The organism is Pelodictyon luteolum DSM 273 (assembly GCF_000012485.1).
In the GTDB taxonomy this organism is placed as follows: domain Bacteria; phylum Bacteroidota; class Chlorobiia; order Chlorobiales; family Chlorobiaceae; genus Chlorobium; species Chlorobium luteolum.
On the sequence record NC_007512.1, the window covers coordinates 17,911 to 33,569 of the forward strand.

14 protein-coding genes and 1 tRNA gene are annotated in these 15,659 nt (G+C 58.0%); 6 read left to right on the plus strand and 9 right to left on the minus strand.

The features are described 5' to 3' along the window. The first annotated feature begins 13 nt into the window (after positions 1-13). Positions 14-877 carry a 2,3,4,5-tetrahydropyridine-2,6-dicarboxylate N-succinyltransferase gene (locus PLUT_RS00065; RefSeq protein WP_011356781.1) on the plus strand — a complete coding sequence of 288 codons (864 nt, stop codon included), beginning with the start codon at positions 14-16 and terminating at the stop codon, positions 875-877. After that, on the plus strand, positions 843-2,576 hold the full coding sequence (locus tag PLUT_RS00070) for a S41 family peptidase (protein WP_238974596.1): 1,734 nt from the start codon (positions 843-845) through the stop codon (positions 2,574-2,576). Before PLUT_RS00065 ends, PLUT_RS00070 begins: the two co-directional genes overlap by 35 nt. Here the strand turns inward: PLUT_RS00070 and PLUT_RS00075 are convergent. The 8 genes from PLUT_RS00075 to PLUT_RS00110 form a co-directional block, all read right to left on the minus strand. Next, positions 2,566-3,261 (minus strand): DUF3593 domain-containing protein, encoded by a 696-nt coding sequence (locus PLUT_RS00075; RefSeq protein WP_011356783.1) that lies wholly within the window; start codon positions 3,259-3,261, stop codon positions 2,566-2,568. The two genes, PLUT_RS00070 and PLUT_RS00075, sit on opposite strands and share 11 nt — an antisense overlap. Continuing rightward, the gene (locus tag PLUT_RS00080) at positions 3,262-4,404 is read right to left on the minus strand and encodes a geranylgeranyl diphosphate reductase (RefSeq protein WP_011356784.1); all 1,143 of its coding nucleotides are present in this window, start codon (positions 4,402-4,404) and stop codon (positions 3,262-3,264) included. Between the two features lie 20 nt (positions 4,405-4,424). Beyond that, positions 4,425-5,894 (minus strand): glycine--tRNA ligase, encoded by a 1,470-nt coding sequence (locus tag PLUT_RS00085; protein ID WP_011356785.1) that lies wholly within the window; start codon positions 5,892-5,894, stop codon positions 4,425-4,427. A gap of 60 nt (positions 5,895-5,954) precedes the next feature. After that, positions 5,955-6,284 carry an ATP-dependent Clp protease adaptor ClpS gene (locus PLUT_RS00090; RefSeq protein WP_011356786.1) on the minus strand — a complete coding sequence of 110 codons (330 nt, stop codon included), beginning with the start codon at positions 6,282-6,284 and terminating at the stop codon, positions 5,955-5,957. Between the two features lie 54 nt (positions 6,285-6,338). Continuing rightward, entirely contained in the window at positions 6,339-7,289 is a 951-nt protein-coding gene (locus PLUT_RS00095) for a S66 peptidase family protein (RefSeq protein ID WP_011356787.1), read from the minus strand. A 66-nt stretch (positions 7,290-7,355) separates the two neighbouring features. Further along, a complete protein-coding gene (gene atpC, locus PLUT_RS00100; RefSeq protein WP_011356788.1) occupies positions 7,356-7,622 on the minus strand; it encodes an ATP synthase F1 subunit epsilon in 267 nt (88 codons plus the stop codon). 13 nt (positions 7,623-7,635) lie between these two features. Continuing rightward, complete coding sequence (gene atpD, locus PLUT_RS00105; protein WP_041463700.1) at positions 7,636-9,024, minus strand: F0F1 ATP synthase subunit beta; 1,389 nt, start codon at positions 9,022-9,024, stop codon at positions 7,636-7,638. Between the two features lie 71 nt (positions 9,025-9,095). Then, positions 9,096-9,168, minus strand: a tRNA-Thr gene (locus PLUT_RS00110). A gap of 185 nt (positions 9,169-9,353) precedes the next feature. Between PLUT_RS00110 and PLUT_RS00115 the strand changes: the two genes are divergently transcribed. The 3 genes from PLUT_RS00115 (at position 9,354) to PLUT_RS00125 (ending at position 13,436) form a co-directional block, all read left to right on the plus strand. Beyond that, complete coding sequence (locus tag PLUT_RS00115) at positions 9,354-9,881, plus strand: TlpA family protein disulfide reductase (protein ID WP_011356790.1); 528 nt, start codon at positions 9,354-9,356, stop codon at positions 9,879-9,881. A gap of 149 nt (positions 9,882-10,030) precedes the next feature. Beyond that, positions 10,031-11,896: a phosphoenolpyruvate carboxykinase (GTP) gene (locus tag PLUT_RS00120; protein ID WP_011356791.1), complete on the plus strand. Its 1,866-nt coding sequence runs from the start codon at positions 10,031-10,033 to the stop codon at positions 11,894-11,896. A 154-nt stretch (positions 11,897-12,050) separates the two neighbouring features. Beyond that, positions 12,051-13,436: an OmpP1/FadL family transporter gene (locus tag PLUT_RS00125; protein ID WP_011356792.1), complete on the plus strand. Its 1,386-nt coding sequence runs from the start codon at positions 12,051-12,053 to the stop codon at positions 13,434-13,436. Positions 13,437-13,539: 103 nt separating this feature from the next. On the opposite strand, the gene PLUT_RS00130 is transcribed toward PLUT_RS00125, so the two are convergent. Continuing rightward, on the minus strand, positions 13,540-13,746 hold the full coding sequence (locus tag PLUT_RS00130; protein ID WP_041463701.1) for a dodecin: 207 nt from the start codon (positions 13,744-13,746) through the stop codon (positions 13,540-13,542). 339 nt (positions 13,747-14,085) lie between these two features. Here PLUT_RS00130 and PLUT_RS00135 point away from each other — a divergent pair, with 339 nt between their 5' ends. Continuing rightward, the gene (locus tag PLUT_RS00135; protein WP_011356794.1) at positions 14,086-15,657 is read left to right on the plus strand and encodes a 4Fe-4S dicluster domain-containing protein; all 1,572 of its coding nucleotides are present in this window, start codon (positions 14,086-14,088) and stop codon (positions 15,655-15,657) included. Positions 15,658-15,659: the final 2 nt, after the last annotated feature.

A 15,659-nucleotide genomic window follows, 5' to 3' on the forward strand; every position in this document is an offset into this window, starting at 1 on the left:
AGGAGAAAATACGATGGGGGCATACGACGCATTGAGAGAGGAGATTCTGGGATTTTCAGCACTGGGGGCCCAAGCTCTGCAGGAGATGGCTGCTGCACGGGAAGCGTTCCTGCGCTTCAAGGCGCTCCTCAACGACGGTTCGATCCGGGCCGCTGAAAAGGGCGCTTCAGGCTGGACGGTCAACACATGGGTGAAGCAGGGCATCCTGCTCGGCATGAAACTTGGCCGCCTTGAGGCGGGCCGGGTCGAGACCGGTGTTCCCGGCTCTTCATTTTCGTTCATCGACAAGGATACATGGCCGCTGAAGTCCTTCACGCTGGAGAGCGGCGTGCGCATTGTGCCCGGCGGATCGTCCGTACGCGACGGCTCCTACCTCGCCCCTTCCGTGGTGATGATGCCTCCCGCCTATGTGAACGTCGGCGCCTATGTCGACGAGGGCACCATGATTGACTCCCACGCGCTCGTCGGAAGCTGCGCTCAGGTGGGGCGGCGCGTCCATCTTTCCGCCGGGGTTCAGGTCGGTGGCGTACTTGAGCCCATCGGCGCAGTGCCGGTCATCATCGAGGACGATGTTATGGTCGGCGGCAACTGCGGTATCTACGAAGGGACCATCGTCAAGGAACGGGCAGTAATCGGCACAGGCGTCATCATCAACGGTTCCACGCCGGTCTATGATCTCGCCCGGGGCACCGTCCACCGAAAAACGGCGGATTCGCCGCTGGTCATCCCGGAAGGAGCTGTGGTCGTTGCCGGCTCAAGAGGCCTCAAGGGTGACTTCGCCGAAGAGCACGGCCTGTCAATCTACACGCCTGTGATCATCAAGTACCGCGACACGAAGACCGATGCGGCAACTGCACTCGAAGACGCCCTCCGCTGAGCGCATGGGAACGGCGCCCTTTGGTTCCCTGAAGGCAGTTGCGTTCATTGCAGCAGGCCTTTTCGCTCTGGGGGCCGCTGCCCCCGGTGCGGCATCCACGCGTGACGACCGGTACTTTGAAACTGCCCGCAGCATTGATCTCATGGGCGATGTCACCCGTCAGGTTGCAGAGAGTTATGTCGACACGGTCGACATCAGCCGGATGCTGTATTCCGGCATTGACGGCATGCTCGAAACCCTTGACCCCTACTCAGTCTTTCTCGACAGCGAAGAGTCCCGGGAACTCGGGGACCTCACCAGCAACCAGTATGCCGGCATCGGCGTCACCATCGCCGCTCTGGACGGCAGCATCTATGTCACTTCGGTCGAGAAGGGCTGGCCGGCCGAAACGGCCGGCCTAAGGACGGGAGACCGTCTCACCGCCATCAACGGCGTCCTCCTAGCCGGCAAATCCCTTGATGCCGTGCGCGAGCTGATCCGGGGTAATGTCGGCTCACCCGTCACCCTGCGGGTTCAGCGGCATGGAACTGAACCCTTCACATGCCGGCTCGTTCGCGAAGAGGTTCGGCTGAGCACTGTCGGGCATGCAGCTTTCCTCGACGGGAATGGAGGGATTGCCTACATTTCACTGACCAGTTTTGCCGACCGGTCAGGTGTGGATCTCAAAAGCGCGCTCGGACAGCTGCAGCGGGAGGCGGTGAGCCGCGCCATCCCGATGCAGGGCATCATCCTCGATCTCAGGGAAAACCCCGGAGGCCTGCTTGACGCCGCAGTCGACGTTACCGGATCGTTTGTTGCAAAAGGAAGCCCGGTGGTATCCATCCGCGGACGTTCCGCCGCGGCATCCCGTTCCTATGCAACCTCCGGCCCGCCTTTCGATGCATCCCTTCCCCTGGCAGTTCTCATCAATGCCCGCAGTGCCTCGGCAGCTGAAATCGTCGCAGGAGCTGTGCAGGATCTCGACCGCGGCGTCATAATCGGTGAGCGTTCCTTCGGCAAAGGGCTCGTGCAGTCGGTCATCCGCCTGCCCTATGAAAATGCCCTCAAGCTGACCACCGCCAAGTACTATACCCCGTCGGGCCGCCTCATCCAGAAAGAGGCTGGAGATGCGCACGGCTCACGTGATGTCCTGCCCAGAAAAAAAGCCGGGGAAGGGTCGGCTGAGGTGTTCAGAACCGCAAGCAACCGGAAGGTGTTCGGTGGTGGCGGAATCCTTCCCGACATCATTGCCACAGATCCCGAACCGTCCCCATACCTTGAATCGCTTGAGAGGAAAGGACTGCTGTTCCTGCATGCAGCTCTGTGGCGTGCATCGCATCCCCAGCCGCCGGCCCCTGCCGACAGTGCGGCGCTTGTTCAGAGCTTCAGCGGGTTCCTTGAGACGCAGGAGTTCACGTACCGTTCTCTCGCCGACAGGAAGCTGGAGGAACTGAAGAAGCTTCTTGCCGGGGAAAAAACGGATGCAGCCAAACAGGCGATGGCAGTGTACCGTACAATGGAGGTTGAGATTGCTGCCGGGCGGGAGCGCGAGATCGGCCGTGCGTCAGGAGAGGTTTACACTGCCCTTAGGGAGGAGGTTCTTCGCCATTACGACGAACGGCTTGCCGCCATGGAGGGGCTCCGTCACGATCCCGTGGTGCGGAAGGCCAGCGAGATCATCGCCAGGTCGCGCACCTACCGCAAACTGCTCAGCCGCTGAGAGGACGGCCCGTCCGCTTCAGCCGGTCCTGTGTGATGCTTTTCTGCGCCCCGATGGCGATCAGGAGGTTGCTGATGCTCAGGAGGCTTTCTGCCGCCCCGTGCAGAAGGTCATCGTGCGAGAGGGTCGGGTACCCTCTTATCCCGGTTGCCACATACATGCATCCGACTGTCACCAGGATGAAGACAAGCACGAACCAGAACCCTCCGACCGTTACTCCCGAAAACACCGTCCGATCCCGTTTCCATACCATCACGAGCAGTACGAGAAACGTCAGGTAGACGACGCTTGAGAGCTGCAGGATAAGGTCGAACACATCCTCCCCCATCCATGATTGCGGCCGTCCGGCGATGAGCATCGTGCCGATGAACACGGAGGCGGTTATTCCGCTCTCAGCGGGTTTCGGCAGACGCCTCAGAATGTTCATGGTCGCCAGAAGAAGGGCGATGCTTCCAAACAGGTTGATGACCTCCGACATATCGAGCATGAAGGGGATGGCGTCACCGGTGGCATGGTATCCGAGCACGAAAAAACTTCCAACCCAGTGCGGAAGCATGGACAGGCCGAAGATTCTGAGGGCAGGCCTTCCCGACAGGGACCCATGGCGGAACAGGAGAAATGCGGCACCCCCCCATTCCAGCGATGAGAAAACGTGGATGATCCAGTTCGGCAGGGATAGCAGCATTCAGCGTCCTTTCAGGAGGTGGTAGATATTCTTCGAGAAGATCTTCATCTGAACCGACCATGGTGCCGGCACCATTTTCTTGTAAAGATAAGAGTCGAAGGTGATCCGCTGCACGTCATCGTCAGCGCAAATCGCCACAAAGCTTTCCCTGAGGCGGTCGTTGCGGTAGTAAATGGCCTGCAGGGCTTCGAGTCCGAAGAATATCGGCTGGTAGAGCTTCCGGAACTCCTGCTCATAGGCGCTGAGCGGTGCGCCGGACTTGATGTGGCGAACCATTGCCTCGGCACCGAGCTTTCCCGAACGCATTGCGAAAAATATGCCCTCACCGTTGGCCGGCGTCACAAGTCCGGCCGCATCACCGACGAGGATGTTCTTTTCAGCGGCGAACATCTTTCGGGGCTTCATGGGGATTTTTGCGGCCTCGTCGAGGTACGACTCCGTCTTAATGCCGATTTTCTCCACAAACCGCTTCTGCAGGGCCTTGATGCTGTGCTTGCGGTCCTCGGTGCCGGTGCCGATGGCAAGATGGTCCGCTTTCGGGAAGATCCATCCATAGAAGTCGGGGGAGACCTCTCCGTCAAACCAGATTTCGACGATGTCGCGGAATTTTTCGATTTCCGGGGTGTAGTGGAACCGCTGCTGCATGGCGATGACCTTCAGCTCGTTCGGCGGGAACCCAAGTTCGTCGGCGGTTTTCGAGTTGGCTCCGTCGGCACCGATGATGTGCGTTGCCTCGAACGGCTCGACTTTGTTTCCGAGCGTGGATATGAGCCACCCTTCACCGGTCGGCATGAGGCTGTCCATCAGGCCTTCCATGACGACGGCGCCAGCCTTCTCGGCTTCGCTGCGCAGCCATCGGTCGAATTTCTCGCGGCGAACCATTCCCACATATCCGTTCGGCATGTGCATTTCGATCGTGCGCCCTTTCGGGGAGCGGGCGCGCATGTGCGAGAGCTTCTTTTCAACCAGTTCCGGCGGAATGGAGAACTCTTCGATGAGCCCAAGCGGTATGGCTCCGCCGCAGGGTTTCACATTCTCGAGGTTCCGCTCGAGCAGGATGGTCGAAAGCCCCGCCTTAGCCAGAACTGCTGCGGCAACGGCCCCGGAAGGACCTCCGCCTATCACTGCGACATCGTAACGCATGGTGGTGGGTTTGGGGTGGTTCAAGCCATCTTCGCCGTGATGAACGCCGCTGTCTGCGACATGTCGATGCGTTCCTGCTGGGCAGTGTCGCGGAAGCGGACCGTCACGGTTCCGTCCTCAATCGACTGGTGATCAACCGTGATGCAGAACGGGGTGCCGATCTCGTCCTGACGGCGGTAGCGTTTGCCGATGGAGGCCGCATCGTCATACTGCACGGGGAAGGATTCAGCCAGTTCATCGCGGAGTTTCATGGCAGCTTCGCCCATGCCTCCTTTCTTCATCAGCGGCAGCACTGCCGCTTTTACCGGAGCGACCTTCGGGGCCAGTTTCAGCACCACGCGCTCTTCGCCGTCTACCACGTCTTCAGAATAGGCATCGGAGAGGATGGCCAGGAACAGGCGGTCGCATCCTGCGGAAGTTTCCACCACGTATGGGATAAAGCGCTCGTTGGTGACCTGGTCGACATACTCCATGTTCTTTCCGGAGTACTCCTGGTGGCGGCTGAGGTCGAAATCGGTCCGCGAGTGGATCCCCTCGATCTCCTCAATGCCGAAGGGAAACTCGAACTTGATGTCGTAGGCAAGATCGGCGTAGTGTGCGAGTTTGTCGTGTTTGTACCAGTGCAGCTTTTCAGGCCGGATGCCGAGCTGGCGGGTGTACCACTGGTATCGTTCTTCTCTCCACGCTTCAAATGCCTCTGCCTGAGTGCCGGGCTTGACGAAGTACTGCATTTCCATCTGTTCGAACTCGACCATGCGGAAGATGAAGTTGCCCTTGACGATCTCGTTGCGGAATGCCTTGCCGATCTGGGCGATGCCGAAGGGGACTTTCATTCGGGAAGACTCGCGCACGTTGTGGAAGTTCACAAAGATGCCCTGGGCGGTTTCCGGACGGAGATATACCACGCCGGAGCTGTCGGCCACTGCGCCCATATTGCACTGGAACATGAGGTTGAACTGGCGCACCTCGGTCCAGTCGCCCGAGCCGGTGTCGGGGGCCTTGATGCCCTCGTCGATGATCAGCTCGTAGAGCGCGCGGTTCGGTTCTTCACTTGCTCCGCAAGCTTCGTAGGTCATCTGTACCCGCAGGGCATCAGCATCCTTCCCATCACGGCGGAGCTTTTCAATGTGGTTCTCTATCAGGTGGTCGGCCCGGTAGCGCCGCTTCGTCGTGCGGTCGTCGATCATCGGATCGTTGAAGCTGGCTACATGGCCGGAAGCTTCCCAGACTGTCGGGTTCATCATGATCGAGGCGTCGATGCCCACGATGTTCTGGTGTCGGCGCGTCATGGCGTTCCACCAGAGCTCCTTGATGTTGCGTTTCATCTCGCTGCCGAGGGGGCCGTAGTCGAAGCAGGAGGAGAGACCGCCGTAGATTTCCGAAGAGGGGAAGATGAACCCCCTGCGTTTGGCGAGGGAAACCAGTTTATGCATCACTTTGTCCGGCGACAGGCTGGTGCCCTGCACACGGGTGGTATCAGGTGTGGTCATGGCGTCAATAAGGTGTTTCGGGAAAAGCTTTTCTCGTGTGAATATATAACAAAGCGCCGGTCATACCGACTGGATTTCAGTTTTCAGGGCTATCTCCTCAAGAACCGCGCTGACCCGGATGCATCGCTCGATGAGGCCGCTGAACACAATAGCGCGCCCACTGTTGTGCACCTCCATGGTGAGTTGCTGGGCTTTCTGGCGGCTGCAGCGCACAGCAAGGATGATCTGGAAGATGACTTCGTCAAATGAGTGCTCCTCATCGTTGAACAGCACGACCCTGTATGCATCGCCGGTGTCGGTGCCCGGAGTTGCGGGGCTTTCAAGGGTTTCGTGTTTCGTTCCGGGATCGATGCAGGTGTACATATCTCTGGAGATGCGGAGTGGTTTCATGATGCGCTTCAGGGGTAAAATACGGCAGATGGCGCCGCGACGCAACTTCTGCGCTCAGGCCGTGATGACTGGCGCCGTTGCCCCTAGTGAAAATGCTCCGCTCCCGCTTACCTCCACACGACAGTGCGCCCCGACGGGCAGTGTCATAAGGTCTGCGACATGACCGTAGGAGAGCCCTGTCACCACAGGCCCGAGGTTCCTGCATCGGTCGGCATAGTAGTTGAAGATCCGAAGCAGCCGGTCCTCTTCCTCCTGCTGCACGCCTCCGTTGCTGAACTGGCCGAAGAGTATGGCGCGGCAACCCTCGAGCTGGCCGGCATTCAGGAGCTGAGCGAGCATCCTGTCGATGCGGTAGGACGCTTCGTTGACATCTTCGAGGAACAGCAGCGCGCCGTCGAGTGAAGGGAGAAAAGGCGTTCCGACCATCGAACTGAGCATGGTGAGGTTGCCGCCGATGAGGGGGCCTTCCGCTGTTCCGGGCCGAAGGACTGAAATCCTGTGAGCCGGGCAGTTCCGGATGGAGAGCGCAAAAAGGGGAGAGGTGAGCATGCCCCAGAAATGCTCTTCGGTGCAGGGGGTGGGGTCGTGCAGCTCTGTTGCGAGCATCGGCCCTGAAAAGTTGACGAGCCCCGTTTTGGCTAGAATGGCAAGCGAAAGGGCTGTGATATCAGAATAGCCGATGAAGATCTTCGGGTGTTTCCTGATGAGTTCGTAGTCGATGGAGCCGAGGAGGCGGGACGCGCCTGCTCCGCCGCGCAGGCAGATGACGGCACGTACTGCCGGGTCCTGGAACATGGCGTGCAGGTCGTAGAGCTTTTCGCGGTCTGCGACTTCGGGATCGGTACTGATGCGGTTGAGATGTCGGGAGGGTTTGACCCTGTAGCCGTTCTTTTCAAGATAGGATACAGCCTGCTCGATCCTCTCCGGGCGGGTGGAGTGGGATGAGGGGGAGATGAGGCCGATGGTCTCTCCCGGTGCAAGTGCATGTGGCAGGAGTTGCGTCATAAGTCCAAAAAAAAACCCGGCATTCCATTGCGTGGAGGCCGGGCTTATCGATTCAATGACATGGAATCAGGAAACGCTTTCGGTCAAAAGGATCGCCTTGTTTGCGCTGACTTCAAAAAAACCGTCAGAAATTGTGAAGGTCTTTTCGGTTTTGTCTGCGAGTGAAAGCCTGACCTTTCCGCCTTTGAGGGCGGAAAGGAGGGGGGCATGATTCTTCATGACCTGGAAAAGTCCGTCCTGTCCCGGTGCGATGACGCTCACCACCTCTCCGGAGAAGTGAAGCTTCTGGGGAGTGACGATGTCTACATCAAAACCTTTGTCGGATTTTGCCATGGTGCGCTCTTGATTACAGGGTTTTAGCTTTCTCGATGGCCTCTTCGATGGTTCCGACGAGGTAGAAGGCGCCTTCGGGAAGATTGTCGTGCTTGCCGGCAATGATTTCCTTGAAGCCCTTGATGGAGTCCTCGAGCTTTACGTACTTGCCTGCAAGGCCGGTGAAGGCTTCTGCGACGAAGAACGGCTGCGAGAGGAAGCGCTGCACTTTTCTTGCCCGTGCGACAACGAGTTTGTCCTCGTCGCTGAGCTCGTCCATGCCTAGGATTGCGATGATGTCCTGAAGGTCCTTGTAGCGCTGCAGGATCTGCTTGACGGACTGCGCGGTGTCGTAATGGTCGTCTCCGATGACGTTCGGATCAAGAATGCGCGAGGTCGAGTCGAGCGGATCGACAGCCGGGTAGATGCCGAGCTCGGCGATCTGGCGCGAAAGCACAGTTGTTGCATCAAGGTGGGCGAAGGCGGTAGCCGGCGCCGGATCGGTAAGGTCATCGGCAGGCACATAGATGGCCTGTACGGAGGTGACGGAACCGTTCTTGGTGGAGGTGATCCTGTCCTGCAGTTCGCCCATCTCGGTTGCCAGAGTAGGCTGGTAGCCGACGGCGCTCGGCATACGGCCGAGAAGCGCGGATACTTCGGAGCCCGCCTGGGTGAAGCGGAAGATGTTGTCGATGAATAGCAGCACGTCGCGGTGCTCTTCATCACGGAAGTACTCTGCGATGCTGAGGCCGGTGAGTGCAACCCTTGCGCGTGCGCCGGGAGGCTCGTTCATCTGTCCGAACACGAGCGCGGTCTTGTCGATGACGCCCGATTCCATCATTTCATGCCAGAGATCGTTTCCTTCACGGGTACGCTCGCCGACGCCGGCGAACACGCTGTAGCCGGACTGCTGCTTTGCGATGTTGTTGATGAGCTCCATGATGAGCACGGTCTTTCCAACACCTGCACCGCCGAAGAGGCCGGTTTTACCGCCGCGTGAATATGGCTCGAGAAGGTCAATGACCTTGATGCCGGTTTCGAACATCTCGGCTTTCGTCGAGAGGTCTTCGAACTTCGGTGCCGAGCGGTGGATCGAGTAGGTTTTCGTTGCGTTGACCGGGCCGCGGCCGTCAATCGGGTCGCCGACGACGTTGAGCATCCTGCCGAGCACGCCTTCTCCGACAGGCGCCTGAATCGGCCGGCCGGTGTTTGCTACGCTGAGTCCCCTGATGAGGCCGTCAGTGCTTTCCATTGCAACCGTGCGGACGCGTTCTTCGCCGAGGTGCTGCTGTGTTTCGAGCACAAGCCTGGAACCGTCGGGTCTTGTGATGGTCAGCGCGTCAAGGATCGACGGGAGCTGACCTTCAGGAAAATCGACGTCAACAACTGGGCCGATGATCTGGGAAATCTTACCTTCTTGCATAGTGACAGTGTGGATAGGATTTATGTTGTAAAGCTTACTATTCAGGCTTCCGGTCGTCATTTCCGGATACGAGCCACCTGAGGGACTTGAACCCACGACCTACTATTTACGAAACAGTTGCTCTACCAACTGAGCTAAGGTGGCCTATAGCATTCGTCTGATTCCCTGAAAAAATCAAGCCCAAATATAATTTTTTTGTCAAAGATTCGCAAAGATTAATAAGGGGCGCTTTGGGGGTGTTTAAAAAAAGGAGAATTCCTATATTTAGAAAGATGCAGACCCGCACTTTTTTTCTTGGAACCCCGCCCCCGGAACCGTATATGTAGATTATGAAGATGATTCGACGCACTGTTTTCCTGCTCACCGCTGCACTTTTGCTGGTCGTCCGACCCGCAGCAACACTTTCTGCCGAGCCTTCCACCGCTCAAGGCGTCAAGGCGCCCGTGTTTTCCGGCATCACCCTTGAGGGCAAGCGCATCAGTTCGGCATCTCTCGCCGGGAAGCCCTACATCGTCAACTTTTTTGCATCCTGGTGTCCGCCATGCCGGCATGAAATCCCCGACATGGTCGCACTCCAGAAGGTCTATGGTCCCAAAGGTTTCACCTTCATCGGTGTTGCGGTCAGCGACAGCGAACCGGCCATCCGGGCGTTTGTCTCTAAAGCAGGAATAACCTATCCCGTCATGATGGGTGACGAGAAGATAGTAGGAGCGTTCAGCGGCCAGGTACGCGGGGGAATGCGTTCCATTCCGACCTCCTTCGTCATCAACTCCTCGGGTCGCATCACGGAGGTCATCACAGGCGCCAGGAGCCGGGACGAGTTTGAGAAGAAGATTCTTCAGTCTTTCAAAAAGTGAAGCAGGGGGCCATGCATCCCGGGATATTACATCAGGTGCAATCCTGCGGGCGGTCACCTGCCCAATAAACAGTTTTCTCCGCATCCGCAGCCGCTGTTGAAGGCTGCGGTTGCTTTTTTTAACCGGCAGTCAAACGCAAACGAACAATCATGAGCGCAACGCAGATCAATGCCCCGGATTTTGTGACCAACAAGAAACTGCTCCAGTGGGTGCAGGAAACCGCGGACATGTGCTGTCCTGACAACGTCTACTGGTGCGATGGATCACAGGAGGAGTATGACTCCCTCTGCCAGCAGATGGTTGAGAGCGGCACTTTCATCAAGCTTTCCGAAGAAAAACGACCGAACAGCTATCTCTGCCGTTCCGATCCGAGCGACGTGGCAAGGGTCGAGGACCGCACTTACATCTGCAGCATCCGTCGTCAGGATGCCGGCCCGACCAACAACTGGGTTGCCCCGAAAGAGATGAAGGAGACCCTCCGCGGCCTCTATACCGGCTGCATGAAGGGCCGTACGATGTATGTCATTCCGTTCAGCATGGGTCCGCTCGGTTCCCACATCGCCCATATCGGCGTCGAAATCACCGATTCTCCCTATGTTGTAACCAACATGCGCATCATGACCCGCATGGGCCGCAAGGTGCTTGATCTCATCGGATCGGACAGCGAGTTCGTGCCCTGCCTCCACTCCGTCGGCGCTCCGCTTGAGCCCGGACAGGCCGATGTTCCGTGGCCCTGCAGCGACACCAAGTACATCGTCCACTTCCCCGAGGAACGTGCCATCATGTCCTTCGGCAGCGGCTACGGCGGCAACGCCCTGCTCGGCAAGAAGTGCTTTGCGCTCCGCATCGCTTCAAGCATGGCCCGCGACGAAGGGTGGCTCGCAGAGCATATGCTCATTCTCGGTGTCGAGTCTCCTGAAGGAGAGAAGACCTATGTCGGTGCGGCTTTCCCGAGCGCCTGCGGAAAGACCAACTTCGCCATGCTCATTCCGCCGCAAGCCTACGATGGCTGGAAAGTGACCACCATCGGCGATGATATCGCATGGATCAAGCCCGGTGAAGACGGACGCCTGCACGCCATCAACCCCGAGTACGGATTCTTCGGCGTTGCTCCCGGTACCTCCATGAAGTCGAACCCGAACGCCATGGCTTCACTCAGCCGTGACACCATTTTCACCAACGTAGCCATGACGCTCGACGGCGATATCTGGTGGGAAGATATGACTGATGAGCCGCCGGCTGAACTCATTGACTGGCAGGGTAAACCGTGGACCCCGGGTTGCGGCAGGCCGTCCTCGCACCCGAACGCCCGCTTCACCTCCATGGCAAGCAACTGCCCCTCGATCGATCCCGACTGGGAGAACCCGAAGGGCGTGCCGATCAGTGCATTCATCTTTGGCGGACGCCGCCGCGATACCGTGCCGCTCGTCTACCAGTCTGCAAACTGGAACTTCGGCGTCTACCTTGCAGCAACCATGGGTTCCGAAATGACCGCCGCCGCCGCCGGAACCATCGGCCAGGTCCGCCGCGATCCCTTCGCCATGCTTCCGTTCTGCGGTTACCATATGGGCGACTACTTCAACCATTGGCTCCATGTCGGCCGCACCATCCAGGATCCGCCGCGCATCTTCGGTGTCAACTGGTTCCGCAAGGACGAGAACGGCAAGTTCCTCTGGCCGGGATTCGGTGAGAACATGCGTGTCTTGCAGTGGATCGTCGGTCGCGTCCGCGGACGTGCTACAGCGGTGGAAAGCCCGCTTGGCTGGATGCCGAAGTACGACGCCCTCAACTGGTCCGGGCTGGACGCCATGACCCCGGAGAAGTTCTCCAAGTTGATGGAGGTCGACAGCGAGGCCTGGAAGAAAGAGCTGCTCTCGCATGAGGAGCTGTTCGAGAAGATCTACGATCGCCTTCCGAAGGAGTTCCCGCACATCCGCGAGCTCATGCTCTCGACGCTCTGGCTCTCCCCGGCACATTGGGCGATGGCTCCTGAGCGCTTTTCGGGCGAAAACTGATAAGCCTATGCTTTTCCTTCAGCCGGTGCAGGGGATTCGTCCCCGCACCGGCTGTTTTTTTTGTGCTTGGAATTAACGATTGTTAATATTATATATCACCATATCGCTATATCGTTAAAAGAGCAACCACAATCACAACCACAACCAGAGCATTATGTTCAGAAAATCATTTGCAGGTGCGGCCATCGCGCTTTCAGTCTGCTGTACCTCGACGGCGATGGCAACCAACGGCATGAACCTCGAAGGGTACGGCGCCAAATCACACGCCATGGGCGGTGCCGGCATGGCGTTTGATACCGGTAACTCAGCAGTCATGAACAACCCGGCAACGCTGGGCTACATGAAAGATGGCGTCAGCGAGATCGGTATTGGTATCAGGGGCCTGCACCCGAATGTAGACCTTAATTATAGCGGGATGACAGATGAGTCCGGAGCAACAGGATTTTACATGCCGTCGCTCTCGTATATGCAAAAAGATGGAAATATCACCTGGGGTGCTGCTGTGCTCAGTCAGGGTGGAATGGGTACCGACTATGGGAACGATTCGCCGCTCTATCAAGGTGGATATAGTGACGCTAGTGACGCTAATGATCCAATCCTTCTAAGCGGTAAGGATATCCGCTCTGAAGTCGGCGTTGGCCGTGTCATGTTCCCGATTGCCTACAACCTGACCGAAAACACCACCATCGGCGTATCGGCCGACTTCGTCTGGGCCAGCATGGATCTGCAGATGGATATGGACGGTATGCACTTCGGAATGATGGAGACCGGCGGCTCAATGCTCCCGACGGTGACTGAAGGGACACTCAACTACGTCCGATACGACTTCTCTAATGGAACTCCGTTCATCGGCAGTGCGGTCGGCTACGGTACGGGCTTCAAGCTCGGATTCACCCATAAGCTCAGCAAGCTGCTCACCATCGGCGGAACATACCACTCGCAGACGATGATGTCTGATCTGGAGTCGAGCAATGCAAAGCTTACAGTCGTCAATACCGTCGACAATACCGCTAGAACGCAGGAGGTGTCTGGAAAAATAAAGGTCAATGACTTCGAGTGGCCGGCAACCTTCGCTGCAGGCGTTGCCCTCCACCCCACAAACCGCCTGATGATTGCCGGCGACATAAAGTACGTCGACTGGTCGAGCGTGATGGATAAATTCTCCACCACCTTTGTTGCCGACAACACCACGGCAAACGGCGCCTATGCAGGCAAGACCCTTGACATGAGCATGAAACAGGACTGGCGCGACCAGACCGTCTACTCAATTGGCGTGGAATATAAGGCCACTAAGAGGCTCGCACTTCGCGGAGGAGCCAGTTTGTCTACCAACCCGGTGCCTGATGCCTACCTCAACCCCATGTTCCCCGCCATCACCAAGGATCATTATACCTGCGGTTTCGGTTACCGCGTGACTGACGATACCAAGGTCGGGGCAGCATTCAGCTATGCTCCCAAGGTCACTGAAACGAACGGCGAGGGTATGGTCATCTCCCACAGCCAGGCGAACTGGTCCTTCAACCTCGTCCATAATCTTTGATTGAGTGCGGGCAGGATTGATATCCTTGGATCAGCTGAGGATCTGAATGCAGAAGGGCGCCCTATGGCGCCCTTCATGCGTAATGGATGAACGGTTCAGGTGCTCAGTCGAGGGTGAAGCCGATCTTGCAGGTCACCTGGAAGTACGCGACCTTCTGGTCTTCGACATGGCAGCGGGTCTCCAGGACTTCCACCCAGCGGATGTTGCGGACTGATTCAGCGGCCTTGGCCACTGCGTTGTTGATGGCTTCCTCGATGCTGGTGGCGGAGGATCCTACGATCTCAATTTTCTTATAGACGTGTGCGCTCATTGGTGCAAGGGATTTGATTGATTGAAAAAAGTCGTGGTTGCGGGATGGGCATGATGCCCGGCCAGCCCGCATATTAGCAAAACGGGAGTAATGTTCAAAAAATGAACCCCGCCAATCCTCATTTCCGAAGGGGACGCTGCCGGGTGCGGGCGAATCTTGAGAAAAAGTACGCCTTTCCTCCGAATATTCTTTGGAGAATGGCTCTCTTATGTTATTATATATCTATTCGGTTATATAGTGATACGACGAAGAGGTTGATCTCCCGTGTTCCGTCTTTGCCGGGCGCATGCCTGAGGCAAGGGCGCATGGCCCTTCATAATACTTAGAACAAACCAGTTCATGAATTACGGTTTTGTCATTGACGCCCGCAAGTGCATCGGATGCCATGCATGCTCCGTTGCCTGCAAATCAGAAAACCAGGTTCCGCTAGGCGTGAACAGGACCTGGGTGAAGTATGTGGAGAAGGGGACCTTCCCTGATACCCGCCGCTACTTTACCGTGCTGCGCTGCAACCACTGCGAGGAACCCCCCTGCGTGGATATCTGCCCTGTCGAAGCACTGCATAAGCGGCCTGACGGGATTGTGGATTTCGACTCCCGCCGCTGCATCGGCTGCAAGGCCTGTGCTCAGGCATGCCCCTACAACTCCGTGTACATCGATCCCGAGACTCAGACCACGGCCAAGTGCAGCTACTGCTCGCACAGGGTCGAGATTGGCCTGAAGCCCGCCTGTACTGTGATCTGCCCTCAGCAGGCGATCATTTCGGGAGATCTTGATGACCCTCAGAGTGAAATCTCCAAACTGGTGGCAAACGAGCGCACTGTTGTCCGCAAGCCGGAAAAAGGGACAGGCCCGAATGTCTTCTACATCAACGGCGACGGCGCTTCGCTTGATCCGTTCCAGGCACCCGAAGAGGACGCCTATATGTGGAGCGCCCAGTCGCGCGGCGTCGGCCACTTCGCCAAGCATGCGGTGCACGGTGAAGGCCACGGTGTTCCCGATCGGTCTGCAGTCGGTTCGCACGGCGCGAAACCGAAAGCCGGAGCTCCCCGCAGGGTATACGATGCTCCCTCAAAGGGCTCCGTCTGGGGCTGGGAGGTTCCTGCATATGTATGGTCGAAGGCCGTGTCTGCAGGTGCATTCCTTCTTCTTTTTGCCTTCGCTCTCATGCCGGACGCTGCGCTTTCTCCCGCCATGCAGTGGGGGCTCTGGGCGATCTCGCTAGTGTTCCTCGCCCTGACCGGCGCCTTCCTCGTGAAGGATCTCGACCGTCCTGACCGCTTTACCTCGGTCATGCTCCGCCCTCAGTTCGGTTCGTGGCTCGTCCGGGGCGGCCTCACCATCACCGGCTACGGAGCATTCCTCGCCCTCTGGGGAGCCGGCACCTGGCTTGCGCTTCCGATGCTTGCTTCTGCTGGTCTCTGGGGCGGTGCCGCCATGGCGCTGCTGACTGCGGTATATACTGCATTCCTCTTTGGATCTGCCAAGGGCCGCGACTTCTGGCAGAGCCCGATGCTGTCGTTGCACATGCTCCTGAACTCGGTGATTGCCGGAGGCGCAGCCATGGCGCTTCTCTCTCTCTTCACCGGGATCGATGAGGGTGCTGCCGGGCAGCTCAGAATGGTGCTCACCGGCGCCTTCGTTCTTCATCTCCTCGTTATGGCAACGGAGCTTTACGGCCGCCACCCGTCCGTCGGTGCCGAACGTGCCGCCGAGGCGATCAGGAGCGGAAGCCTGAAGAACGATTTCTGGTTCGGAAGTGTCCTGTTGGGCAACCTGCTGCCTCTTCTCGCAGTCCTTGTGCCGACCGGCTCACTGACCCTCGCCGTGGCTTCCATCTTCGCCCTCGCCGGCGTTTTCTACACCGAAAAAGTATGGGTCAAGGCCCCGCAGACAATCTCATTAAGTTAACC